We start from the raw sequence: 23,817 nt of genomic DNA on the forward strand, positions 1-23,817 counted from the left end.
AGGAGTAACCCTCTTTGTTTATTACGTATAATGATGTGCTATGTTAACTTCACATGAATAGGGCATACATTTATGCTTTTTTGGGGACAAGTAAAGACAATGGCACAAGAAAACTAGCTCGTTTTACATTTAATGTATTAAATACAATAAAGGAGCTTGATTATTCATGTCATCAAAAAATAGAAATTTCTTCAATCCTTGCGCATTTCCCCTCCCAATTCCAGGATCTGTTGTACCACAATCAGCGTTTAGAGCTATCAATGAAACAATCGAACAAAGCGTGGGTCCTGCTGATCTGACCCAAATTGAATATCCGAGTGAAGTATTTGATTTAAACAATGAATATGACCCGAGCACATCGACTTTTATTCCCAAACAGGATGGAGTATATTCAGTTATAGCAAGTATTGGATTTCTCCCTGAAGATGTCATAAGTTATAGTGTGAGGATATTCATCGTAGTAAACGGAAATCTTAGAGTTGCTGACAACGATTTTTTGGGTGAAGAATTGCTGATTGTTAATCTGGTGAGTGTTTCCGCCATCCTAAATTTATCTAAAGGAGATAGAGTGCAGGTCATTGCTCAAGCTACTACGGATGGTAATACTGTTCCCGAACCACTTGAAAATACAGTACACTTCATGCACTTCGAAGCAGCTAGGTTTCCTTCTCCAATATAATAAAACAAGTTTATTTTCTTAACTAACGATAAATCTATGATTTTTGGAAAAGTAAAGACAATGACACAAGAAAACTGGCTCTTTTTACATTTAATATACTAAATGCCAAAAAAAGGAGCTTGATTATTCATGTCATCAAAAAATAGAAACTTCTTCAATCCTTGCGCATTTCCTGTTTCGATGTCACAACCGATCATATCTATGCCATCAAAAAATAGTAGTTTCTTCAATCCTTGTGTATTTCCTGTTCCGATTTCAGAACCTATAAAACCAACAAATCCTAACATATCTGATTATATCGTGATTGGTGCTGGAACTGCCGGAGGGGTAATCGCCAAAGAATTAACAGATGACAATAGTACTTCTGTACTAGTACTTGAAGCAGGAACGAATATGACGAATGAGCTAAGCAGTGGTTCCATTGAAAAAGCAATTAATTTAGCCAGTGATAATAAATTTACATTTAATATTACTTCTAATATAGAGCAAAGCATTAGACGTCCACTTCTTTCACAAAATGGTCGGGTAATTGGGGGAAGCTCAGAAATTAATGACATGTATGCAGTGCGCGGGAGTAAAGAACTTTATGACAAGTGGGCAGAGATTGTTGGTGACCAATGGAGTTACAACAAGATTCGTTCTTTATTTATACAAAATGAAACCTATACAGGAGCGACACAAAGCTCTAACGAGAGGGGAGCTGAAGGTCCTATTTTTGTTAGACAACAACTTATTCCTCCTCATGGGCTGATTGAAACGTTGACTAACGCAACTGCACAGGTTTTGGTTATCGATATTGTTGAGGACTATAATACAGGTGTAAGAGATTGTACATTTTACAAATCGCAATATACCCAACAGGAAAAAGATGGTCAATTTGTCCGTTCATCAACAGCAACAGGATATTTAAATGACCATACAGTCAGTCAAGGAGACCAGTTCCATCCAGATGAGTTTGGAGTTGGTGGAAGAAAGTTGGTTATTTTAGCTAAAACAACCGTTAACAAAATCTTATTTAAGAAAAAAGATGGACTGAACATTGCGGTTGGTGTTGAATTTGTCAAGGACGGTGTTTCACATAGAAGGTTTGCAAGAAAAGGCATTATCGTCTCTGCAGGATTTTTTTCCTCAGTCATTCTACAACGCTCAGGAATCGGTAAATCGGACGATTTGGCTAAAGCAGGTATACCAACATTGATAGAGAGTCAAAATGTAGGTTACAATCTTCAAACTCAAGCTTATGTTGGATTGGGAGTTAGGGTAGACACATCCCAACTAGCACCTAGGGCAATTGGCTGATCCTGATCAGCCAATTGCCCTAGGTGCTTTTAAAGCAGAAAATCCAGAGAGCCTTGAAGGTCGTCGTCTCCAAATGTTTGGAGCGCCCGTATCTTTATTTCTCCCTATTCAAGATGTGCTCAGAAATGGTTGGAATTTTGATATCTCCAGTGGTACCAATATCATGAGTTTCGGTATTTTAGATCTTAACCCGAAAAGCAGGGGTACGATTATGGCAGCACATAGCGATCCTGAAGCTCCTCCATCAGTTATCTTCAATCCGTTGCAAAATCGTGATGATATAGAATATCTGGTGGATCAATATATAAACACTTACAATATTGTTAAGCAGGCTCAAGTAACACCAAATAGTGGCATACATGAGGTTGTCTATCCTCCAGAATATATTTTTAATTTACCTGAATCAGACAAACGAAAGCAACTTGAGAATTATGTCCATGCGTCTTATTCGAACTTCTTTCACTTTGGAGGGCAATGTAAAATGGGGCGGATGATTCAAGAAGGGGTAGTGGATGGATTCCTCAATGTTTTTGGCACCCAAAATCTTAAAGTTGCTGATCTTTCCATTTCACCAATTTTACCAGATGGTAACACTTCCATCCCTGCTCAGATGATTGGTTTAAATGCGGTACGATTTATTCGGGAGGACCCTCATCCTTACGTATTAGATGATAAAGAATTTGAGGATTATAAAGGATAGCACTCATATTTTAACGTTTTTATACGCTAAGAGACTATCAAACCTCAATGAGAAAATAGGTTAGAAATATTTGTTGTCGTACATGAGGTCATTTAGAGGTCTTATCAAATAAAAAAGTACATCACAAAATATAGGAGTGATGTACTTTTTTCTATAGTGTGCAACATGTCATAAATCAAAATGAGCTAGCTGTTTTAATTTTGTAGAAAATAAAGCTGATACATACAGCGATACATGAAAATAGTATGGCAATACTAGAGAAAGCAAGTACATACATATTATATTTCACTACATTCCCTATTAGTTGATTACTATCATAATGAAATAGACCTGCTATTGCATTGAAGAGGAAAAGAACGATAAATATAGTAATTACACCGTCTAATGAACCTTCTATATCCGGCTTGCTCAAGGCAATATGTGCAGAGATACAAATCGCGATAAAAAGAAAAAGCCAAAACAAAAGATTAAATAAGTTGCTAACTGTAAAGAGACTTTTTAATAAGAGAATGGCTGATAATAAAATATTTTGTAACATATCGATATTGATAGAAGCGGTTTGAGTATTTGTTTCAAGAGCATGTATAAAGACCGAATAAGATTGTGGTACGAAATAATACATAAGAAGGATCAAGGCGGCCATTCCCGAGAAAATAGGAGCAATTCCGATGAAGAAATTTCCTATTCGTTGATATATACTTCTTTGATTATATTGATGCCTGACATAACCTAAATAACCGTTATTTGTATTGGTTGGAAAGAGCTGCATTGCCACAATTTGATGCCTAAATACGACACACATAATCGCATGTCCTAATTCATGAATAGGAACACCAATCCAAGCTGATAAAAGGAAGCCTTTTCTACCAAAAGCCCTCGTCCAATACGTTCGTGTAAGAGATTCTAAATATCCTAATAGAAAACCAACTAAAATGATAACACCAAGTAATGAAAATAATTGTATTAAGCTTGTAAGGAATATATGAAAAATTGAGTATGCTAGTTCCATATTCTTCATCCAATCTATGTATTTTACTACTGTTTATCATACCACTTTGTGAATAGATTACTAGAATAGATAGGGTGGAAATGTATAGCATATATAGCTTTTTCTTGTAGGCATGTTTTCTGTCCTTATACATATATTGAATTTGTAGCAGCTTAGAAGATACATGCAAGGGAGATGGTAGGATGATGTGTCCAGAGTGTAAAACTGAGCATGCAAGTGAAGCGAAATTCTGTGGTAATTGTGGACATTCACTTATGGAGCAAGTTGTAGAGCATCATGTAGAACAGGGAGAACAGCAGTTGTCCCAACCAGCACCTGTACAGGAAAACCGTTCGAATGAAACGGTAGAGCAAGCGAAGCAATTTGCAAGTGATTACTTTCAGTTTTTTAAGAATGCATTGAAAGCTCCTTCATCAATTATGAAAAGTGGACATATTGAGGTAAGGAATGGGATTACAAGTCTTGTTCTTATTTGTTTCTTTTTTGCTTGTATGTTTTACCGGCTGATGAGTGCAACGGCATCAATTGCAACTGGAATTATAAGTAGGGCTGGATTTGTACCTGAAGAACAGCCTTCTTTTTTGGGGGAATCAGCTAAGGTCTTTTTATTTTTATTAATTTTATTTCTATTTGTTGGGGGTATAATTTTTGTAAGTGGAAGGCTCATGAAATCATCTTTTTCTTTTTTAGAAGCATTAGGGGTATGGGGAACAATTTCAACACCGGTTGTCGCTATACTTATTCTTGCATTGTTATTTAGCTTTTTGTTAGGCTTCCTATCTCCACTATTTTTAGGATTCGCTGTAACAGGGATGACGATTTGCACAATTGTTTCAATATTAAAGTTAGACAGAGGTGGATTAGATCCAGTGTATACACTTATTATCGCAAATATTTTGATTTCAATTGCGAGCTGGATTGTGCTTTGGTCCTATATAAAAACAATACTTGATACCTTAACTGGAGGTTTAACAAACTTCTAATGAAAAGGTGGATGAATGGATGAACGTTTGTGCAAAATGCGGTTCACAGGTAATGGATGGCGTGCAATTTTGTCAAAAGTGTGGGGCTAGAAGAGATGAGCACCAGCGAGTAGGGAACGAAAAGGAACCACAGATACGAAAGAAAATGAGCAAGGGGAAGAAGATATGGATTGGGCTTGTGATTCTTTTTATTGTCGGTTTTGGCGGAGCATACCTGTATGGAACAAAGTATTATTCTGCAGAAGCACAAATTGATAGAATGGTTACGATTTTACAAGACAGAGATACGGAAAAATTCATTGATATTGTTACAACAGATGACCCACAATTTGTAGTAGATAAAGAGAGTGTAAGACCGTTGTTTTCGTATATAAAAGAATATCCGTCCTATGTTAATGATTTAAAAGCTTCTATACAACAGCAAAAGAAGAAGCAAAATGATGTAGAAAAAGTCGATTTTGTATTAACGAAGGATGGAAAATACCTCTTTCTATTTGATCGATATAAATTGAAAGCAAAAACCTATTATGCAACGCTCCTTACGAATGAAAAAGATGCGTTGTTAAAAATAAATGAAAAAGAGTTAGATAAGACAACTGATAAAATGTTTGAAAAGCAATATGGACCATTTTTCCCAGGTATTCAAACGTTTCAATCAGAGTTTAAAAATGATTATGTGAAGCTAGCGCGTGAAGAAAAGGTTGTACTTATGAAACAAAATCAAAATAATGTAACAGTTGACTTATCGTTAAAAGGTCACTACATTACCATTCAAACAAATGTAGCGGGAGCAACATTATATGCGAACCAGAAACCGATTACGACATTGGTGGGGGAAGAATTTGAGTGGGGACCAGTAGCTACAGATGGAAGCGTCTCTATTTATTTAGAAAAAGAAGGTGCAAATGGAAAAGAACAAACAAAGGTGGAAAATATATCGACAAGTCAATATTATACACTTTCGTTTCAGAAGAGGCCTGAAAAACAAGAAACATCTTCTTCTCCATCAACTGTGACAACAAAATATGTATATAACGGATTTTTCTTTCCTGATAGTCATATTCGTAAGTTAACAAGTGTAGAGCTGCAGTCCCTAACAAAAGAACAATTGCGGATCGCGAGAAATGAAATATATGCTCGGCATGGGCATGTTTTTCAAACGAAAGATATGCAATCATACTTTTTAAAGCAGTCGTGGTATCGTGAAAATCCGTATTATACAGGAGAGTTGAATGATGTGGAGACGTATAATGCTGAGCTTATAAAGTCAAAGGAGTAGGCATTATCACTTTTCATGTTGTAGAAATGAAAGGTACATCAACGATAATGGTGATGTACCTTTATTATTTATCCCGCATTAACGCGCAGTAAGACCACCACCTCAAGATTTAGAGAGAAACGAGGAAGATAGGTGGGGGACCAACTACCCGTAAAAGCCCGATTGGTGAGGGCTAATAATCAGTGGGGGGAAGAAAACCCCACTGATTAAAGTTTCACTTTATGTGTTTGCATTTCATGTAACAAATCCTTTTATGTGTCATGGTAATGATTACATTATTCCGGTTGAAAAATATAGAAGAATTTAAAGGCAAGATTACCTTTTTGTTATTTCTGTAATGGCATGAGGGAGGCTCTAGCTGGTTCGCGAGAAAAAAAGATATGAAAGAGAAAGTTGACTCTGCTTGCTCTGCCACTTGTACTAGCCTGGACATCGGCTAAAGAACTGGAAGAAAGTATGGCTTCCGAGTTCGGTGGAACCGTAATCTCCAGTCTACTGTTTAATTTTTTTGATGTTACAACTGTTATTGTGTCGTAAGAGAGGTTGATAATCTTTAGAATACCAAGTGGATAGACAGCATCGTCAGGCTGAGAGGTGGATGCAAACAGGGTAGATTTCCAAATTTCTTGAAAAAAGGTATCGCTATCAGCCGACCAAGCCTGTGCACCGTAAAGTGTTGCACTAATACTGAATTCTTGTTCCAGTGGTTGGACAACTTTGGGTTCAGCAGGAGTAGAGATAAGAAAATTACTGCACATTGATTCTTTTCACCTACTTTCCATTGCGATTGTTATAGCATATTAATAATTAGGTTTATGAGACACGACACTTTACCTATAGTGTTCAAAGGATGTTTAAAAATATATGAATAAAAATTGAAAAACTGATAGAAAACCATTCTTTTTAGGTGTGAGAGAGGATCCGGCCAAGCATAGAAGTGGTCAGGTCCTTTTTGAGTCCCATGCTATATGAAAACAAAGGGAGAAAATGAGTGCAAGGCTCTTTTTGTATGTATAGCCGCGACTTATATGTTGGAAAATCAAAATGTATATACAAAGGTATGCGTTATTATATTTGGACGAAGTGATTTCATTTATAAACAAAAGGGAGAAAACATATACTTTGTATAAGCTACTTATAGAAAAAAGGATTTATTTACAGTGAATCTGGAGAATGTAAACGATAGAGACTGTACAAAGGAGTGATTTGGTGAACTATGTAATCATTGGCGGAGATGCAGCTGGCATGAGTGCGGCTATGCAAATTATTAGAAATGATAAAGAAGCAAAAGTTGTAACGTTAGAAAAAGGTGAAATATATTCATATGCGCAGTGTGGACTTCCGTACGTTATTAGCGGTGTGATTACTTCTACTGAAAAATTAATTGCACGAGACATTAGCATATTTCGTGATAAGTATGGAATTGATGCGAAAACACACCATGAAGTAACGAAAATTGATACTGAAAACAAAATTGTGCATGGTATACATATAAGTGAAAACGAGGCATTTCAATATAAATATGATCGCTTACTAATTGCGACAGGAGTTAGACCTGTTATGCCGGACTGGGAAGGAAACAACCTGCAAGGTGTTCATCTTTTAAAAACAATTCCGGATGCCCATAGAATATTGGAGACGTTACAGGAACAGAATGTTGAGCAAGTAACCATTATTGGCGGCGGGGCAATTGGTCTTGAAATGGCTGAAACATTTGTAGAGCTTGGGAAAAAGGTGCGAATGATTGAGCGAAATGAACATATTGGCACAATATATGATGCCGATATGGCAGCATATATACATGAAGAAGCAGCAAAATATAATATTGAAATTTTAACAAATGAAAATGTAAAAGCATTTAAGGGGAAAGAGAAAGTTGAATTTGTTGAAACGGATAAAGGAACGTATAAAACGGATCTCGTTCTAGTATCAGTTGGCGTGCAGCCAAACACAGAGTTTGTTAACGGAACAACGATTCGCACGAACAAAAAAGGGGCTATAGAAGTAAATGCTTATATGCAAACGAATGTGGAAGATATCTATGCAGCAGGAGATTGTGCAACGCATTATCACATCATAAAAGAAACGCATGATCATATTCCAATCGGTACAACTGCAAATAAGCAAGGGCGTCTTGCAGGATTGAATATGGTTGATAAACGAAGAGCATTTAAAGGCACTCTCGGTACGAGCATTATTAAATTTATGAGACTCACTTTAGCGAGAACGGGTTTAAGTGAAAAAGAAGCAAGCGGATTGAAAATACCATATAAAACGGTGAAAGTAGATGCAACCAGTATGGCTGGCTATTATCCAAATGCAACGCCGCTTTATGTGAAATTAGTGTATCGTTCTGATACAAAACAACTATTAGGCGGACAAGTGATCGGAGAAGAAGGCGTGGATAAACGAATCGATGTTATTGCAATGGCGCTCTTTCATAAAATGAGCATTCATGATTTAGAAGATGTCGATTTAAGTTATGCACCACCATATAACAGTGTTTGGGATCCAGTTCAACAAGCAGCGCGGCGAGCGGAATAGTACTTCTTATAGAAGTGCTATTTTTTTATTTTGAAAACACAGAATTATAAAAAAGATATATAAAATCATATTTGTCCTTGAAAAATGTAGTACGTATCTATTATATTTTCATATAGTATTTATTTTTTACATACATAAAAATACGATAGAAACAAGCTAGTAATGAATGATGATGGAGGATAAGAAATGGCAATAAATATGAGAACAGTAGAAGAGTGGATTGCAGAGTCAAACGCAAGACATGAGGAGGACTTTGGAGAAATTGTCCAAGAAATAAAGGAACTATGCATTGCGATTGATAACGCTACATTAATTTACCCGAAAAATGTATTTTGCTTTGGAAAAAAAGCGGAAGTGTTCTTCTTTTTCCAAGATCATGTTGTCATTGGTCAGGTGCAAGAAGAGTATATTAAAGTTGAAAAATTAAAGTATGAGAATATTACAGATATAAGCCTAAAAACAAATGATAAAAATACAACATTAGAGTTGAAGTTCTCTAATGGGAATTCTATTATGCTAGATAGTTTAAATGATAACTGCGGAACGAAGAATTGGTTGTTTGCAAGACAGATTAAGAGTATCTTTAAAGTAATTTAGTAGTGAAAGCAGGTCTTATATAAATCCAAATTAAAAACGACAAAACCCCTTCTTTTTAGGTAGGAGAGAGCATCCAGCCATGCATAGAAGCGGTCAAATCCTTTTCCTGCCCTATGCCAAGTGAAAACAGAGGGAGAAAGCGAGTGTAAGGTACCTTTTGTTCTTCGTAGCAGCAATTTACATGTTGAAAAATCAAAATGGATTTATATAAAAGGTCTGCTTTTTTATCCCGTATTAACGGGCAGTAAGACCCTCATCCAAAAATTTAGCAAGAGCAAAGAAGTTAGGTAGGGGTCGGGCTGCTCGTAAAAGCCCGATTGGTGAGGGCTGATTAAAGTTTCACTTTATATTATTTGTTCCCCACTATACAAAGGCATCCTTTTTCTTCGTAACATTTTATATGGTGAAAACCAGTTTCTTTAAAAAGAGTTACTAATTCTTCGGTAGTTTTAAAGTTTTTCATATGATAATTGATCTTAAAGGTTTCAGCGACAATCATAAAGGAACCATTCGGTTTTAATACACGGAAAACTTCTTGTATATCATTTTGTAAATCAGGCCAAAAATAATGGGTTTGAAAGGCAGTGATGAGATCAAAAAAATCATTATGATAAGGAATAGAAGATACGCTTGCCTTACGAATAACAACCTTTTCATTTTTTACATCTTTTATATTGGATTTTATTGAATTTTCAACTGCTTTTTCTGAGTAATCAATCCCGTATACTTTTCCAGAGGGAGTCATTTTGGAAAGGGTATGTATCGTTTTACCGCCACCACATCCAATTTCTAGTATGACTGCATCTTTATGTATATGTGTTTTTTGCAAAGCCCAATTTGTTAATCTTGTATGTACAGTATTCATAATACAAAGCATGGAAGAACCGATAGAACCTCTAGGATTTTTAGCCTGTTCAATTAATTTTTGTAATACACGCAACCTTATCGCTCCTTTTATATATAAATTACCTAAATTTGTATATTCGATTTAGGTAATTAAAATCCCTTCAAAAACACGCCCTTTGCTAGCACAGTGTACTGAGCGCAGGGCGTGTTTTTAGCTATGCAAATATCCTTTTAACCAAGTGCGATGGCGATAGGGACCAACTGGAATTTGAATAAGGGTCGTTTTTCTTTTTGTATCAGTTTCATACAGTTTGTCACATAAGTTTGCATCAAATCCTAAGAGCGGGTGACCTCCCATATCCATAGCTGAGGCTGCTAAGACGAGTTTTTGGACGAGCATTCCAGCTTCCATTTGTTGAATTCGATATCCTCTATAACCTAAATCGTTTTTTAAATAATCTTTATTTCCTATTACATGTAAACAGAGTGGTACTTGAAAGAGATTTACATTGTCCATTGTCATACCGGATTGTAAAGGATAGCGGAGATCTCCTAATTGAATTTTTTCTAATGTATGAGCATTACTGTCGTAGGAATAGGCACCATTTGGCAAACCGTCTACGTTATAAAAGCATCCGTATAGTGAGACACGTGATTTTGTCTTTATATGTGTTCCGTCTAAATCATTTTGATAAGGAAAGGAAAGAGTTGCTTCTTGAAGTAAAGTAGCTAGTTGCGTATCGCTTATTTTCCTTAAGACAAAATCTAAATCAGGTGAATAACGTTTTTGACAAGCTGTTGCGAAATCGTATGATAATCGCTCTACTCTGGGGAGTGTCAAAGTTTGTGTGTGATGTGGAACAGTTGCCTCTTCTGTCACAGTTCGAAATTGTTCAGTTGAATCTAGCATAGATGCTGTATTCATTGTTGTTATTAGAGGGTGATCAGTAAAGTTCTTTGAGCGAACAAAGTGTTCATGCTCTAAAACGGGAAGCTGCTGTGAGAGTTCATAAGAAGTAACGTTTGCGCCTGTATTATTTGGATGAAACCATTCTTCTGCAGGTTGGTTAGATAATGGGATAACTGCATACACACTTTCTTCTTGCTCCGATAGTCCGAGTAAATGATTAATGGCTCTATCAAGAAATTGAAAATATACACCAGATGTATAGCCGAATTGTTTAGAGACTTCTAGTAATTGGCCGATGAGGACACCAGTATCTAGACCTTGGAGACGGTAGGAAAAGTTATTATATTTAAAGAAATTTTTCCAAAACATTGTTGATACAAAGGCGGTGCCAAAACAAGCAGATAGATTGCAGCGATTTCCAAGTGCCTCCGTGAGATAAGAGTCAAAATTTCCTTCACGTAGTAATACGAGACGATGATGTGCTGCGTCATAATGATAGATTCCCTGTGGACAATGATTCATTTTTAAATACAAATATAATTCATTTGGATATAGAGCTCCTCCAGAAGGAATAAATCTTCGGTATATATTTGTTGTATTTTGTTCTTCTAAGCCGAGGGAAGGCTGGCACAATTGAGTTAGGCCAAATGTATACCAGAGACAATGTCCGATTTGCTCGAGAGTAGGTTCTTTAGACAAATTTTGATTTCGCAATGTTAGCGGTACCTCTAGAGAAAGAGGAATGACAGGTAGATTACGGTATAGTTTATAGGGAAGGGGGGCATCAGCCCAGTTAATTTCCTTGTCTTGGGGCATGATTTCATCAATGGAAAAATGCAAATTGTGTAGAAATGTTTCTAGTTGCATCAATCTACCTCCTTATTGTGACTTATGGAAACGGATGAGGATGTGGATTAAGTTGTTCAAATGTAAGTGGCTCATTGGTATATCCAAGTTCCAGTGGTACGGTAAGTACTCTTTGTAGTCCTGTTGTGCGAGTAAGTTGATGTCCAAATGTCATTGGCAACATACCAGGAATTAGTACTTTCACACAATATAATCCGTTCTTTCGTATGAGAGGAACAGTTTGGTCAATGACGATGACTTCAAGGCCTGAGTGATGTAGTCGATCTAAAAGATGGCGAAGATCCGAAGTTAGATCCCTATCGATAGATCTTAACTGATTCATTTGTTGAAATGTTTGTACAGACCGATTGTCATTCAATAAAAATTGAAGGCGTTCTTCGGCTTCTGGTAAACCATATACCATACTATGATCATCCATTTGGGTGACAAGATAGGGATCCCGTAAACATTGTTCGTATTTTTGTTTACTTGCTTCAAATTTTTCATCCATTGTAAGTAACATACCTGCTAATTCATGGATAGCATTTTTAACAGCTCGCATTGGTTCCATGTGGGCACCACCTGCACAGACGAGATTCATTCCATCTTTTTTTGTGTTTTTTGCAATTGCCCATATACTTGGAATACCATGCTCCATCGTTGCATCAAAAACATGTAAATCATAGCCTGTGATCGTGCGCATTCGTTCAATCATCAATTGTAATTCCACATCGTCCGCAGAAGCTAGATCAAGGCGGGGAAGTGGTAATTGTGCATACCAAGTTAGCAAGAAAGCATCGCGTTCGACTATTTCTAAAATGCCATGGAAAATCGCTTCTTCTAAACTACCTCCAATTGCACAGCCGTTTGAAGTTTCATAAACAAAAGCGTCCCTGTGTCCTAGGCTATAATATGCAATCGATTCTGGAACTAAGATGGGACGATTTTGTGATAAAGAATACCCCCATACCCAGTCTTGAGGATAATCAGGATCAAACGGTTTAAATGGGAAATCTGTTTTTTTATAATGTTCATCTGTATGTACACCGATTGTGAGAGGATTGATGGCTGTATCTTCTAACTCTCGGTAGCTACCATGAACATTTGTCCGTTTCCCGCGAGGGGTCATTCCACAATATCTCTCTAACCCTTCTAAAATAGCAGTTGCTTCGCTCGCCCTGAATGAATGTGTTCGGCCTGCAACTCCTTCATTTCCTAAAAGTAACGGCATATTTACAATAACATCAGCAAATGGTAATAAGGAATGCTGCATTTTCCCATTTAAAAGTCCAGTCCGATAATCTAAATAATCTTTAGTCAAAAATGTATTTAAATCTTCAATAGAACGACAACGATAACTTTCATTGCCAGTTTTAAAACTTGACTGGAGTGAAATGTAGGCATCCGCTGCAGTGTCATCAGGTAATGTGCTACACATTGGGCATAGAGGATCAGGAAGAAATGAATGGCGTGAACATTGAAAGGTTTGCATGTTAAGTAAAACTAGTTCTTCAGCTAAAGAGGTATGCCCTTTTGTTACTATCTTCTCTGTTTCAGCATGAATAAGCTGACACATTTGTAGTAACCCAGTTTGCGTTGCACATACATCTCGCTGTATGGCATCATCTGTTTTTAAGGAATATTTCCGCTGTAGCTCCCACATTTCTTTTTGGTCAAAGCCAGCTATGAAACGCCGTGCATCAGCACAATGGGAGCACCCTGCCTTATCGGGTCTAACATAAGGACCAATGATACCCTCACCAAATGAAGTAAAGCCCCGAAGCCATGGAATGTTAGCGAAGCGAAATATTTCTTCAGCTTCATGATGTATAGAGGGAGGAGAACCATCGTGTAATACGAGAGCAAGATAGATATTTTCTGGGAGTTTTTCTTCAAGTGTATGTTGATGAATAATTGGATAGTGAGCGGATAATTGTTGATTTACATAGTCTGCTAGTATGCCATCTCCTATGATTAATATTTTTCGATTCATCATTCTACCTCCTCTTTGATTACCACACCAACTACACCGCCTAATCCTTCTTTTAAAAAGGGTTCAATTGCTAGGTCGAGGACGAAGGGATGAAGTTTATGCTCTTTTAAATTTTGTAAGGCTAATTGCAAGGATTCTAATTGTGGCATTTCTTCTTCTTTTTGTATTTCAACCCTAAACGATTCTGCACTGTGTAAAAGGATAGAGGAGTCCAATAATATATTGGATTTATAGGGAACTTCTTGATTTTGGACATGAAGTAGTACTTGTTGTAATGCATTTCTTAGTGCTAATGTTATATTTAAGTCAGTACTACCGTACCACTGGTTGTGTACACCGATCCAAACCACAGGAAAACCTAGCACATCTTCACCAATTCCTACCATTGGTTCCCCATGTATCGCGGAGAGTGCACGTAAATAAAATTGGCAGTGTTTGTCGTGAATCTCTGTTAATTGTAGTTGTGTAATTTCTTCTGTTTTGGTCAACTGCCTCATTTGTAATGTGTGTGTTAAATGATTTTGTAGTGCACGGTACACGCCCTCTAACATTGTTTCCCCAGCCCCAATTCCAATGAATTCATCTTGTTCAGGAATAATGAAATGAACCATTTGAGTTACATATGTTTCAATTCCGGTTAGACCTGCTTCGCGGCGTGCTTCATCATGAGTCAATCCGCCGCAAATTATGGTAGGCAGGAGCCTAGTAGGTCCTTCTGATAATGGATTCGGAACTTGAGCATAGCACTGAGATAACGGTAATTGTTTTAGGTCTTGTTCATCCCATATGTGAAAAATTCCAGATTTGTTTGAGGTTAATTGGTCAAAAAAGCGAAAAAGTTCATTCGAAGGGCTTTGGTTTGAATGTCTTTTGAGAGTTTCATCAATGTCTTGTATCGTTTCTATTGTAAAGTTTTTGGTTGTTATAAGTGGGTGTTTGATGAAAGTGTGCCAGCTGCCTTCTAGCGTTTCAAAATTTAGTAAAAAGAATTGTTTATTTTGCTCTCTATTTGAAGCGCCTGTAATATTTTTGAATAACTCAAAAACGATAATGTTTGCTAACATAGCCCCAGCGATTGGAGAGAAAGGCTCTAATAGTTGATCTTTTTGAAGGGCAGTCTCATGTACGCGTCGCCATGCAGATTCCCAGCATTCTTCAGATTCTGTAGTAATGACAGGACCAGCTAAGCCTACTTGCTCCAAACATAAAGCAGGAAGAAAGTTTTTCTTTTCTTCTCTACAAATCGCGTGGATCGCTCTTAATTTTTCAATATTTCCATTTTGAGATACATATAGAATCCAATCAAAATGTTGAAAAATTTCCTGCAAGGAACGATCTATCGTTGTATCTATTTCTTGAACAAGTACATTTTGATCAGCATCATGGGCTTTTTGTACAATCTCAATTAATCGAGAGCGATTTGTTGCGGTAGAGTCGGTAATAAGACAGTGAAACTCAGGTAAACCAGATTCAAGTAAAGAATAAACTAATGAAGTGAAAATAGAGCCAGATCCAATTGCTAAGACCTTCGCTTGTCGATACATTTGAAATTTCAAGGCACCTGAATGAGAGGAAGTCTCTAAAAAATCGATTTGCGATGCGTATCTCTCAAGTAAGGCATCCTCTAACTGGTGAGGGGAATCTTGACTTACATCACGTACAAAACCATTTTCGTGCAAAAGTTCTCCAAGTTCAAAAACTCTATTTTGATAAGGGAGGGGGAGTCCGCTTGTTAGTTCTTCCAAAGTATGTTCTCCATTAAACATAGGCATTAATTTTTCAATCCATTCATAGATACCATTACCTTGCATTCGGAATGAACTGGAGTTGTTTCGAAAATAGACACCCCCGTTTGAGTCGGGGAGGAAAAAGGTATCCTTGTTCATTTTTAGCTTTGTGGAAGCTGTGAGAGTACTCATTGTGTTCCTCCTTATCAGTAAATTTGTTCTAGACATACGTTATCAGTGTATGTATTGTGAGTTGTCCTTTATGAGTTCTAAAAGATTATTAGTATTTTAGCGTATCCGTGTAATATATAAACTCATTTTGATTTTTCGATATATAAGTCGCTGCTACGAAGAAGAAAAGGGGATCGCTACTTGTTTTCATTTGTTGTCATGGGGCAGGAAGGGGATCTGATCGCTTCTATGCATGGCTGGATGCTCTCTTCCCCCTAAAAAGAAAGGGTTTATGTCCGGTTTTTAATTTATATAAAAAAAGCTACATGAAAGAATCAATCGATTCTTTCATGTAGCCAGTATGATTTAGAAAGCCTATCAACCTTCTAATAATAATGATTTTGGATCTTCAAGCATCTCTTTAACAGCAACAAGGAAGCTAACTGCTTCTTTACCATCGACGATGCGGTGGTCGTAAGATAGAGCAATGTACATCATCGGACGGTTTTCCATACGTTCTGCATCGATTGCAACTGGTCTTACTTGAATTTTATGCATTCCAAGAATACCTACTTGTGGGCTGTTTAGGATTGGTGTTGACATAAGGGAGCCGAACACACCACCGTTTGTAATTGTAAATGTACCACCTTGTAGTTCTTTTAATGTAAGTTTGTTATCGCGTGCTTTTTTACCTAGTTCACGAATTTCGCTTTCGATTTCAGCAAAGTTCAATTGGTTTGCATCGCGTACAACTGGAACAACTAATCCATCTGGAGCTGCTACAGCGATTCCGATATCATAGAATTTTTTAATGATAAGCTCGTCACCTTGGATTTCAGCATTTAACAATGGGAATTGTTTCAATGCTGCAACAACTGCTTTTGTGAAGAATGACATAAAGCCAAGACGAACATCATGTTTTTTCTCGAATGAATCTTTACGTTCTTTACGTAATTCCATGATTGCAGTCATATCAACTTCGTTAAATGTTGTTAACATTGCAGATGTTTGCTGAACTTCTACAAGACGTTTTGCAATTGTTTGACGGCGGCGGGACATTTTTACGCGCTCAACTGGTTTTTCAAATTCAGTTTTTGCAGCTGGTTTTGGACTTGTTTTTTCTTGTTTTGGCTCTGCTTTTGGTGCAGCAGCATGTGCTTGTACATCGTGTGGTCTTACACGGCCAAGTGGATCAGTGCTGCGTACTTCATTTAAGTCGATTCCTAATTCACGTGCCATTTTTCTAGCAGCAGGTGATGCGATAGGGCGATCTGTATTTGGAAGACCTTGTAAAGCTGTTTTTGGAGCCTCAGCTTTTGGTGCTTCAGTAACTTCTTGTTTTGGTTGTTCTGGAGCTGCTGCTGGAGCAGGTGTACTTACTGCAGCGCCGTTTGCATCTAAAATTGCAATGATGTCGCCAACTTCAACTGTATCTCCAGGCTCTCCTAGTAGTTGTGATACAATACCTGAATCTTCTGCAATGATTTCAACATTGACTTTATCCGTTTCAAGCTCAACAACGCTGCCACCTTTCTCAACTTTGTCGCCTACATTGATAAGCCATTGTGAGATAGTTCCTTCTGAAATAGATTCTGCAAGCTCAGGTACTTTAATTTCGATCATTTTAAATGTCCTCCCCTTATTTGCCTAACGGTGTGTGTTTTGTCTTCTTTTTTCTTCGGTAATCTCAAAGTTTCCAGCTTGATTGGGCAGAAATTCTTTACGTTCTCGGGTGTAAGGAACTCTGCCCGCATGAGCTAGAGCAAATCACTTTCGTTTTTAGTTGCTATAAACTTCTATTTCTTGTTTATCTTGACGAAAGTTATACTTTGTATCTAATGCGTGTGCAACGATAAGTTCTTGTTCTGCTCGGTGTGCATGTGGATCGCCACCTGAAGGACTTGAACGGTCTGGGCGTCCAATGTAGCCTGTTTTTAATTTATCGCCAGCAAGTTCAAACAGAATTGGAGCCATGTAATGCCATGCACCCATGTTTCGTGGTTCTTCTTGTACCCAAATAATTTCTTCTAAGTTTTTAAAGCGTTTCATAATAGATTGAACTTTTTCAGCAGGGAATGGGTACAATTGCTCAATACGAACAATATGAACTTCATCTAAATTGTACTCATGTTTCCCGGATTCAATCTCTGCCGCTAAATCAATTGCCATTTTACCAGTTGTTAAGACAAGACGTTTTACTTTGTTTGGTTTTATGCCAAGGTTTTCTTGCTCTAACGCAGGTTGGAAACGTCCTTCACTTAACTGGCCACCTGATGAAGCTGTAAGTGGGTGACGCAATAAGCTTTTTGGTGTCATGATTACTAATGGACGAACAGCTTCTGTACCAAGGATTGATGCTTGACGGCGCAAGATATGGAAGTATTGTGCCGCGCTTGTTAAGTTTGCAACAGTCCAGTTATTTTCTGCAGCTAGTTGTAAGAAACGCTCTGGACGTGCACTAGAGTGCTCTGGTCCTTGACCTTCATAACCATGAGGTAAAAGAAGAACTAGACCTGATTTTTGTCCCCATTTTGCTCTTCCTGATGAAACATATTGATCAAATAATGCTTGCGCAGTATTTGAGAAATCACCGTATTGTGCTTCCCACATAACTAAAGTTTCTGGAGCGAATACATTATAACCGTATTCATAGCCGACAACAGCAGCTTCTGATAACGGACTGTTATGAACAGAGAACGATGCGCGTATATTCGGCAGGCGATGTAATGGTGAATATGTTTCGTTTGTTTCTGTATCATGCAGTACGATATGACGGTGTGCGAACGTACCACGCTGTGAATCTTGACCAGTTAAACGAATTGGCGTACCTTCTTGTAAAATAGAAGCGAATGCTAAAGATTCAGCAAGTGCCCATTCAATTTTACCGTTCTCTTCAAGAGCATCTTTACGGCGCTCAAGAATCTTCTTCACTTTCGGATATACGTTAAAGCCTTCTGGCCAAGTTAAAAGCCCTTCGTTAATTGCGCGAAGTGTTTCAAGTGGAAGACCAGTATCAATCGGCTGAATTCCTTTCGCAACAACGTCTGGAACTTTAACGTGAATTGCTGCGTCACTTGTATCTGCTGGTGGTACTTGTGCATATTCAGCTTTCAACTCTTCTTGTATAAACTGAGTAATTGTTTCAACCTCATCTGCATTTAGAACGCCTGCAGCTTCTAATTGGCTTGCATATAAAGCTCTTACAGTTGGATGGTTTTTAATTTTTTTATAAACTTGTGGTTGCGTAACTGCTGGATCATCCATTTCGTTATGACCGTAACGACGGTAACCGATTAAATCGATTAAGAAGTCTTTTTTGAACAGCATACGATATTGAATTGCAAGGTTAGCAGCAGCAAGACAAGCTTCAGGATCATCAGCATTCACGTGAACGATTGGAATATCGAATCCTTTCGCAAGATCACTTGAATATTTCGTAGAACGAGAATCATAGCTATCAGTCGTAAAGCCGATTGCGTTATTCGCGATAACATGAATTGTTCCACCAGTTTGGTATGCATTCAATCTGCTTAAGTTCAATGTTTCAGATACAATACCTTGCCCAGGGAATGCAGCATCACCATGAACTAAAATTACGAATGATTTTGAAACGTCTTGTTCAGGATAACCAGCTTGTTTACGATCTTCTTGAGCAGCACGTGCATAACCTTCAACAACTGGGTTAACAAACTCAAGGTGACTTGGGTTATTTGCTAATGTAACGCGTGTGCTAGCTTCTTCAGATCCGACAACTTGTTCTCTACCTAAATGGTATTTCACATCGCCAGTCCAGCCGACACTACTATTTATTACATCTTGTGATTTATCAGACTCAATAGTTGCATGTTTGAATTCTGCGAACATGTGACTATATGGTTTTTCTAATACATGAGCGAGTACGCTTAGACGACCGCGGTGAGCCATACCAATCATGACATCGTTTACGCCGCCTTTAGCACCTTCTAAAATAATTTCATCTAGTACAGGTACAAGCATATCAACGCCTTCGATGGAGAAACGTTTTTGGCCAACGAATGTTTTATGCAAAAATTGCTCGAAACCTTCAACAGCTGTTAAGCGTTTTAAGAGAGCAGTTCGTTTTTTATTTGTTAATGGTTGACGCAGGGAATTTGATTCCACCATTTGATGCAACCACGTGCGTTCTTCACTATCTTGTATATGCGAGAATTCATAGGCTAAAGATTTTGTGTAAACATCTTTTAATCTATTAATTACATCAAAAGCTGTGTGAACATCATTTGGTGCATCTGCCCATACTGTTTTAGCTGGAATCGCTTTCAAATCTGCATCGCTCAATTCATTCATTGCTTTCTCGATGAGAGATTGTCCATCAGCAGGCTCTTCCATTGGATTAATATGAGCCGATGTATGACCGAATGAACGGATATGCTCAACAAGTTGAACGACTTTAAGAATTTTTTCAATGTTTCCTGTGTTTTGAGGAGAAAAATTTGTTTCCTTGTTGTCCCCTGTTACGACATCTGCTTGGAATGGAGGAGCTCCAAAAGTTTCAAAAAGCTCTTGTAATTCCGGATCAACAGAACCTTCTCCTGTCACGTAACGATCATACTGTTCAATAACATAGCCAAGGTTCGGACCATGGAATTTGGCCCAAGGGTTTGTCGTTGTATTCTTCCTCGTCATTTGTTTAAACCTCCCAATGCATGTAATCCTTCTTTCATAATGCGAAAGAATGCATTTTGCTCTTTTCATAATTGATCAACCAGTAATGAATGTAAATGTTATCTTTACTCTTATGTTATTACGATAATTTACATAATACCAAACATTATTACTTATCCGTTTTGTAAAAAAACATTCACAATTACTTATCACCCAAGTTAATCTTTCATGTTATAAAGTAATTTTAAGGAAAAAATAGGTGATTTCATCTGGTACATCCGCACTTGGAACGAAATCTTCCATATGAAAATATAAAATGAATTGTAAGAATGTTTCGTTAAAATATGGTTTGATTTATGTATATTAAAATAATAAGCGCTTTCAAGAATATTATACAACAATATAACAGGATATAGTATAAAAAATAAAAAATTATGAATTTATCGTTAACTTTATTTCAATAGTGTTAAATATTGAAAGGAAAAAAGAAAAATTTGCTTGTAAGTGATGATTATGATTTGAAAATGGTTCATAAATCGTTAGTTTTTGCAAATATAGCAGAAAATAGCTTAAAAAGGGTAGCCAGCTTCATTCGTATAGGAGAAAAAATGTAATATTTTAAAAAGATAAAGTGCAGATAACAATATTAATTTTTCTCATTATAGAGGGATAAATATAACGAAAACCATCTATACAAATAAAGTTAACTATATGTTAGAGATGGAACATATCGTGATGTTCGCTCTCTATAGGATTCCATTTTAGTTATGACAATAGTCGTGATCAAAAAGAAAAGGCGGGAGTAAGAAGGATTGGAAAAGTTATGTAAATAATGTAAATGATACTTGACGTAAAGGTTGCTTTACATTTATACTCTGTTCAAGGAGGAGGGGGGATTTTCCTTGGAAAACAAAATGGTAGAATACAGAAAAAAAATGGGACTGTCTCAAGAGAAGTTAGCCGAAAAACTTGGTGTTTCTAGACAGACGATTATTTCAATTGAAAAAGGAAAATATGATCCATCACTTCCTTTAGCATTCGAAATTGCGAAAACATTTCAGACAATCATTGAGAATGTATTTATTTATGAAGGGAAAGAACGGGAATGATAGAGAAGGGGGAATATTAATGAATTATTCACAGAAGTACTTTTTGATTATTGGAATGTTTTTTTTAATTATGAGTGGATTCATGATATTGGCAGGGATTACGACACATTCTGCGCCGCCAACTCCGACTTATACATTAGCATCGATGATGATTATGTGCTTTTGTTTAAGTTATCTTCACCCACAATTTAAAGAGAAAGACGAAAGGATGAAGTTAATCCGTCAAAAAGGGATGTTTTATTCTTTCTTTGCATTATTGATATATTTCATTATTTTTTCAATTGGGTTACATTTAGAAATCATTATATTGACAGCTGGAGAATTACTTAATATGTTAGCTGCTTTAACAATTAGTACGGTTTTTATTTCGTTTGTTGTTTTATCTAAAAGATATTAAGTGGAAAATAATGAATTATAGGTCTTACATATAGGAAGGAGAAAAAATGCAATTTCTTTATGCGTTTGGTATAAGTATTATTTTAATGCTATTCATGTATTTCTTCGTTCGCAAAGATATTACGAAAGATAATACGCTGACAAAGAGAGGTTTTTATAAACTGATTGGATGTTTAGTGGCGATGTTTGTGGGGATTATTGTGTTGGTGGTATTGGTGAGTAAGAAATTATAAATAGAAAAACCCTGTTTTATAAGCTAGTAAAAGAGGTAGAAGATAGCAGGAATAAAACAGAATCAAGTCCAGTATGCAATAAGTTTGCATCTGGATTTCATTCTGTTTTATTTTTATTACATTTTTGTTACTACTCTTATTCTTATCTTAGAAACAATTATACTTATACATAGTATGACAATTTAGTCAATGGTCAAATTTAGGAAAAAGGAATGAATTTATGAAAAAACAAATTACAGCACTTTCTTTAGCTATGGTTCTGGGCTTCGGTTTCCAACCGATTGCTAGTTTAGCAGAAACATCAAATAACATAACGCAAGATTCTACTCAACAAGCTGGATGGAAATTAGAAAATGGTGAATGGTTTTATTATGAAAATGGTAGTAAAAAAACAGGTTGGTTGAAAGAAGGAACGAATTGGTATTACTTAGATGAAGCAGCTGGCGGAGCGATGAAAACAGGTTGGTTGAAAGAAGGAACGAATTGGTATTACCTAGATGAAGCAGCCAGCGGAGCGATGAAAACAGGTTGGTTGAAAGAAGGAACGAATTGGTATTACTTAGATGAAGCAACCAGCGGAGCGATGAAAACAGGTTGGTTGAAAGAAGGAACGAATTGGTATTACTTAGATGAAGCAACCAGCGGAGCGATGAAAACAGGTTGGTTGAAAGAAGGAACGAATTGGTATTACTTAGATGAAGCAGCTGGCGGAGTGATGAAAACAGGTTGGTTGAAATACGGAGTGAATTGGTATTACTTAGATGCGGCAGCTGGCGGAGCGATGAAAACAGATTGGTTGAAATACGGAGAAAATTGGTATTACTTGGATGAAGTAGCTAGCGGGGCAATGAAGACAGGCTGGTTGAAAACAGGTGGTAGTTGGTACTACTTGGATGCGGCAGCCAGCGGAGCGATGAAAACAGGTTGGTTGAAATACGGAGAAAATTGGTATTACTTGGATGAATCAGCTAGTGGGGCAATGAAGACAGGCTGGTTGAAATACGGAGAAAATTGGTATTACTTGGATGAAGCAGTTAGCGGGGCAATGAAGACAGGTTGGTTGAAAACAGGTGGTAGTTGGTACTACTTGGATGCGGCAGCCAGCGGAGCAATGAAAACAGGTTGGTTGAAATACGGAGTGAATTGGTATTACTTGGATGCGGTAGCTGGTGGAGCGATGAAAACAGGCTGGTTGAAAGAATGGAGTAGTTGGTATTACTTAGACGAAGCAGCCGGTGGAACGATGAAAACAGGTTGGAATAAGATTGACGAAAAAATGAATTATTTCAAAGATAGTGGAAAATGGATAGGAAATACGCGTGAGCTAACGGTTAGATCAACAGCATACTCAAACGACCCAGCAGAAAATGGTGCAAAGCCCGGTGAACATGTTTATACGAGTATGGGAGATGATTTAACTGCTAATCCAAATTTAAAAGTGATTGCTGTGGATACTTCAGTTATTCCACTTGGCTCGAATGTATATGTAGAGGGATATGGACCAGCTGGAGCTAGGGATACTGGTGGAGCTATTAAAGGGAATAAAATAGACGTATTTATACCTTCAAAGCAGGGAGTTTGGAACTGGGGAGTTAGAACAGTAAAGGTATATGTATTACCTTAAAGTCATTGTAGTTAATGTACATATTGTAAAAAATCATTATTACTATAGTAATATGTTTTTATTAGAAACAGCTTTTTCAAGCGAAGACTTGAAGAAGCTGTTTTGTTTAGTGTTGACGCACCAAATTCTCTATTTGTAAAGTCATAAGAAAATCAGGCTTCTTCGAAATATGTGCATTTTGTAGTTACAATCTTTTTCCTTCAAAATCCGACGAATATATTTTTAATA

General features: G+C 37.1%; 17 protein-coding genes and 1 pseudogene. 10 read left to right on the top strand and 8 right to left on the bottom strand.

Annotation, left to right across the window (positions count from 1 at the left end; translation table 11 throughout):
- Positions 1–166: 166 nt before the first annotated feature.
- Positions 167–679 (top strand): hypothetical protein, encoded by a 513-nt coding sequence (locus NSQ40_RS06655; protein WP_003203207.1) that lies wholly within the window; start codon positions 167–169, stop codon positions 677–679.
- A 129-nt stretch (positions 680–808) separates the two neighbouring features.
- Positions 809–2,678: pseudogene (locus tag NSQ40_RS29420) on the top strand (GMC family oxidoreductase).
- A gap of 175 nt (positions 2,679–2,853) precedes the next feature.
- On the opposite strand, the gene NSQ40_RS06670 reads toward NSQ40_RS29420, so the two are convergent.
- Positions 2,854–3,687 carry a hypothetical protein gene (locus NSQ40_RS06670; protein ID WP_041488701.1) on the bottom strand — a complete coding sequence of 278 codons (834 nt, stop codon included), beginning with the start codon at positions 3,685–3,687 and terminating at the stop codon, positions 2,854–2,856.
- 182 nt (positions 3,688–3,869) lie between these two features.
- Here NSQ40_RS06670 and NSQ40_RS06675 point away from each other — a divergent pair, with 182 nt between their 5' ends.
- Positions 3,870–4,670 (top strand): zinc ribbon domain-containing protein, encoded by an 801-nt coding sequence (locus NSQ40_RS06675; RefSeq protein ID WP_258248197.1) that lies wholly within the window; start codon positions 3,870–3,872, stop codon positions 4,668–4,670.
- Positions 4,671–4,689: 19 nt separating this feature from the next.
- On the top strand, positions 4,690–5,949 hold the full coding sequence (locus tag NSQ40_RS06680; protein WP_033798127.1) for a TcaA 3rd/4th domain-containing protein: 1,260 nt from the start codon (positions 4,690–4,692) through the stop codon (positions 5,947–5,949).
- 326 nt (positions 5,950–6,275) lie between these two features.
- Here NSQ40_RS06680 and NSQ40_RS06685 read toward each other — a convergent pair whose 3' ends face one another.
- Complete coding sequence (locus NSQ40_RS06685) at positions 6,276–6,707, bottom strand: hypothetical protein (protein ID WP_033798126.1); 432 nt, start codon at positions 6,705–6,707, stop codon at positions 6,276–6,278.
- A gap of 451 nt (positions 6,708–7,158) precedes the next feature.
- Between NSQ40_RS06685 and NSQ40_RS06690 the strand changes: the two genes are divergently transcribed.
- Positions 7,159–8,493: an FAD-dependent oxidoreductase gene (locus tag NSQ40_RS06690; protein WP_258248198.1), complete on the top strand. Its 1,335-nt coding sequence runs from the start codon at positions 7,159–7,161 to the stop codon at positions 8,491–8,493.
- 186 nt (positions 8,494–8,679) lie between these two features.
- Positions 8,680–9,090, top strand: coding sequence for a DUF3908 family protein (locus NSQ40_RS06695; RefSeq protein ID WP_003203224.1), 411 nt, complete (start codon positions 8,680–8,682; stop codon positions 9,088–9,090).
- A 349-nt stretch (positions 9,091–9,439) separates the two neighbouring features.
- Here the strand turns inward: NSQ40_RS06695 and NSQ40_RS06700 are convergent, their stop codons facing one another.
- From NSQ40_RS06700 to NSQ40_RS06725, 6 genes are all read right to left on the bottom strand, one after another.
- The gene (locus NSQ40_RS06700) at positions 9,440–10,030 is read right to left on the bottom strand and encodes a class I SAM-dependent methyltransferase (protein ID WP_258248199.1); all 591 of its coding nucleotides are present in this window, start codon (positions 10,028–10,030) and stop codon (positions 9,440–9,442) included.
- A 117-nt stretch (positions 10,031–10,147) separates the two neighbouring features.
- A complete protein-coding gene (locus tag NSQ40_RS06705) occupies positions 10,148–11,713 on the bottom strand; it encodes a SagB family peptide dehydrogenase (protein ID WP_258248200.1) in 1,566 nt (521 codons plus the stop codon).
- Positions 11,714–11,735: 22 nt separating this feature from the next.
- Entirely contained in the window at positions 11,736–13,685 is a 1,950-nt protein-coding gene (locus NSQ40_RS06710; RefSeq protein ID WP_341286079.1) for a TOMM precursor leader peptide-binding protein, read from the bottom strand.
- Entirely contained in the window at positions 13,685–15,604 is a 1,920-nt protein-coding gene (locus NSQ40_RS06715; RefSeq protein ID WP_097787001.1) for a putative thiazole-containing bacteriocin maturation protein, read from the bottom strand. Before NSQ40_RS06715 ends, NSQ40_RS06710 begins: the two co-directional genes overlap by 1 nt.
- Before the next feature lie 357 nt (positions 15,605–15,961).
- Positions 15,962–17,206, bottom strand: a complete 1,245-nt coding sequence (gene odhB, locus NSQ40_RS06720) for a 2-oxoglutarate dehydrogenase complex dihydrolipoyllysine-residue succinyltransferase (protein ID WP_006094002.1) — start codon at positions 17,204–17,206, stop codon at positions 15,962–15,964.
- A 156-nt stretch (positions 17,207–17,362) separates the two neighbouring features.
- The gene (locus NSQ40_RS06725; RefSeq protein ID WP_098715872.1) at positions 17,363–20,248 is read right to left on the bottom strand and encodes a 2-oxoglutarate dehydrogenase E1 component; all 2,886 of its coding nucleotides are present in this window, start codon (positions 20,246–20,248) and stop codon (positions 17,363–17,365) included.
- An 881-nt stretch (positions 20,249–21,129) separates the two neighbouring features.
- Between NSQ40_RS06725 and NSQ40_RS06730 the strand changes: the two genes are divergently transcribed.
- The 4 genes from NSQ40_RS06730 (at position 21,130) to NSQ40_RS06745 (ending at position 23,589) form a co-directional block, all read left to right on the top strand.
- Complete coding sequence (locus NSQ40_RS06730) at positions 21,130–21,336, top strand: helix-turn-helix transcriptional regulator (protein WP_098101378.1); 207 nt, start codon at positions 21,130–21,132, stop codon at positions 21,334–21,336.
- Between the two features lie 19 nt (positions 21,337–21,355).
- Complete coding sequence (locus NSQ40_RS06735; RefSeq protein WP_341286080.1) at positions 21,356–21,733, top strand: permease; 378 nt, start codon at positions 21,356–21,358, stop codon at positions 21,731–21,733.
- 46 nt (positions 21,734–21,779) lie between these two features.
- Positions 21,780–21,965, top strand: coding sequence for a DUF3976 domain-containing protein (locus tag NSQ40_RS06740; RefSeq protein ID WP_006094007.1), 186 nt, complete (start codon positions 21,780–21,782; stop codon positions 21,963–21,965).
- A 220-nt stretch (positions 21,966–22,185) separates the two neighbouring features.
- The gene (locus NSQ40_RS06745; protein WP_341286081.1) at positions 22,186–23,589 is read left to right on the top strand and encodes a 3D domain-containing protein; all 1,404 of its coding nucleotides are present in this window, start codon (positions 22,186–22,188) and stop codon (positions 23,587–23,589) included.
- Positions 23,590–23,817 lie beyond the last annotated feature (228 nt).

The sequence above is a fragment of the Bacillus sp. FSL K6-6038 genome (genome assembly GCF_038050455.1).
In the GTDB taxonomy this organism is placed as follows: domain Bacteria; phylum Bacillota; class Bacilli; order Bacillales; family Bacillaceae_G; genus Bacillus_A; species Bacillus_A pseudomycoides.

What these genes read in the sequence shown, in the direction of transcription:
- NSQ40_RS06735 (WP_341286080.1), top strand. Translation starts at nt 21,356, where the DNA reads ATGAATTATTCACAGAAGTACTTTTTGATTATTGGAATGTTTTTTTTA.
- NSQ40_RS06740 (WP_006094007.1), top strand. Translation starts at nt 21,780, where the DNA reads ATGCAATTTCTTTATGCGTTTGGTATAAGTATTATTTTAATGCTATTC.
- NSQ40_RS06675 (WP_258248197.1), top strand. Translation starts at nt 3,870, where the DNA reads ATGATGTGTCCAGAGTGTAAAACTGAGCATGCAAGTGAAGCGAAATTC.
- NSQ40_RS06670 (WP_041488701.1), bottom strand. Translation starts at nt 3,687, where the DNA reads ATGGAACTAGCATACTCAATTTTTCATATATTCCTTACAAGCTTAATA.
- NSQ40_RS06695 (WP_003203224.1), top strand. Translation starts at nt 8,680, where the DNA reads ATGGCAATAAATATGAGAACAGTAGAAGAGTGGATTGCAGAGTCAAAC.
- NSQ40_RS06725 (WP_098715872.1), bottom strand. Translation starts at nt 20,248, where the DNA reads ATGACGAGGAAGAATACAACGACAAACCCTTGGGCCAAATTCCATGGT.
- NSQ40_RS06685 (WP_033798126.1), bottom strand. Translation starts at nt 6,707, where the DNA reads ATGTGCAGTAATTTTCTTATCTCTACTCCTGCTGAACCCAAAGTTGTC.
- NSQ40_RS06710 (WP_341286079.1), bottom strand. Translation starts at nt 13,685, where the DNA reads ATGAATCGAAAAATATTAATCATAGGAGATGGCATACTAGCAGACTAT.
- NSQ40_RS06715 (WP_097787001.1), bottom strand. Translation starts at nt 15,604, where the DNA reads ATGAGTACTCTCACAGCTTCCACAAAGCTAAAAATGAACAAGGATACC.
- odhB (WP_006094002.1), bottom strand. Translation starts at nt 17,206, where the DNA reads ATGATCGAAATTAAAGTACCTGAGCTTGCAGAATCTATTTCAGAAGGA.
- NSQ40_RS06655 (WP_003203207.1), top strand. Translation starts at nt 167, where the DNA reads ATGTCATCAAAAAATAGAAATTTCTTCAATCCTTGCGCATTTCCCCTC.
- NSQ40_RS06680 (WP_033798127.1), top strand. Translation starts at nt 4,690, where the DNA reads ATGAACGTTTGTGCAAAATGCGGTTCACAGGTAATGGATGGCGTGCAA.
- NSQ40_RS06705 (WP_258248200.1), bottom strand. Translation starts at nt 11,713, where the DNA reads ATGCAACTAGAAACATTTCTACACAATTTGCATTTTTCCATTGATGAA.
- NSQ40_RS06745 (WP_341286081.1), top strand. Translation starts at nt 22,186, where the DNA reads ATGAAAAAACAAATTACAGCACTTTCTTTAGCTATGGTTCTGGGCTTC.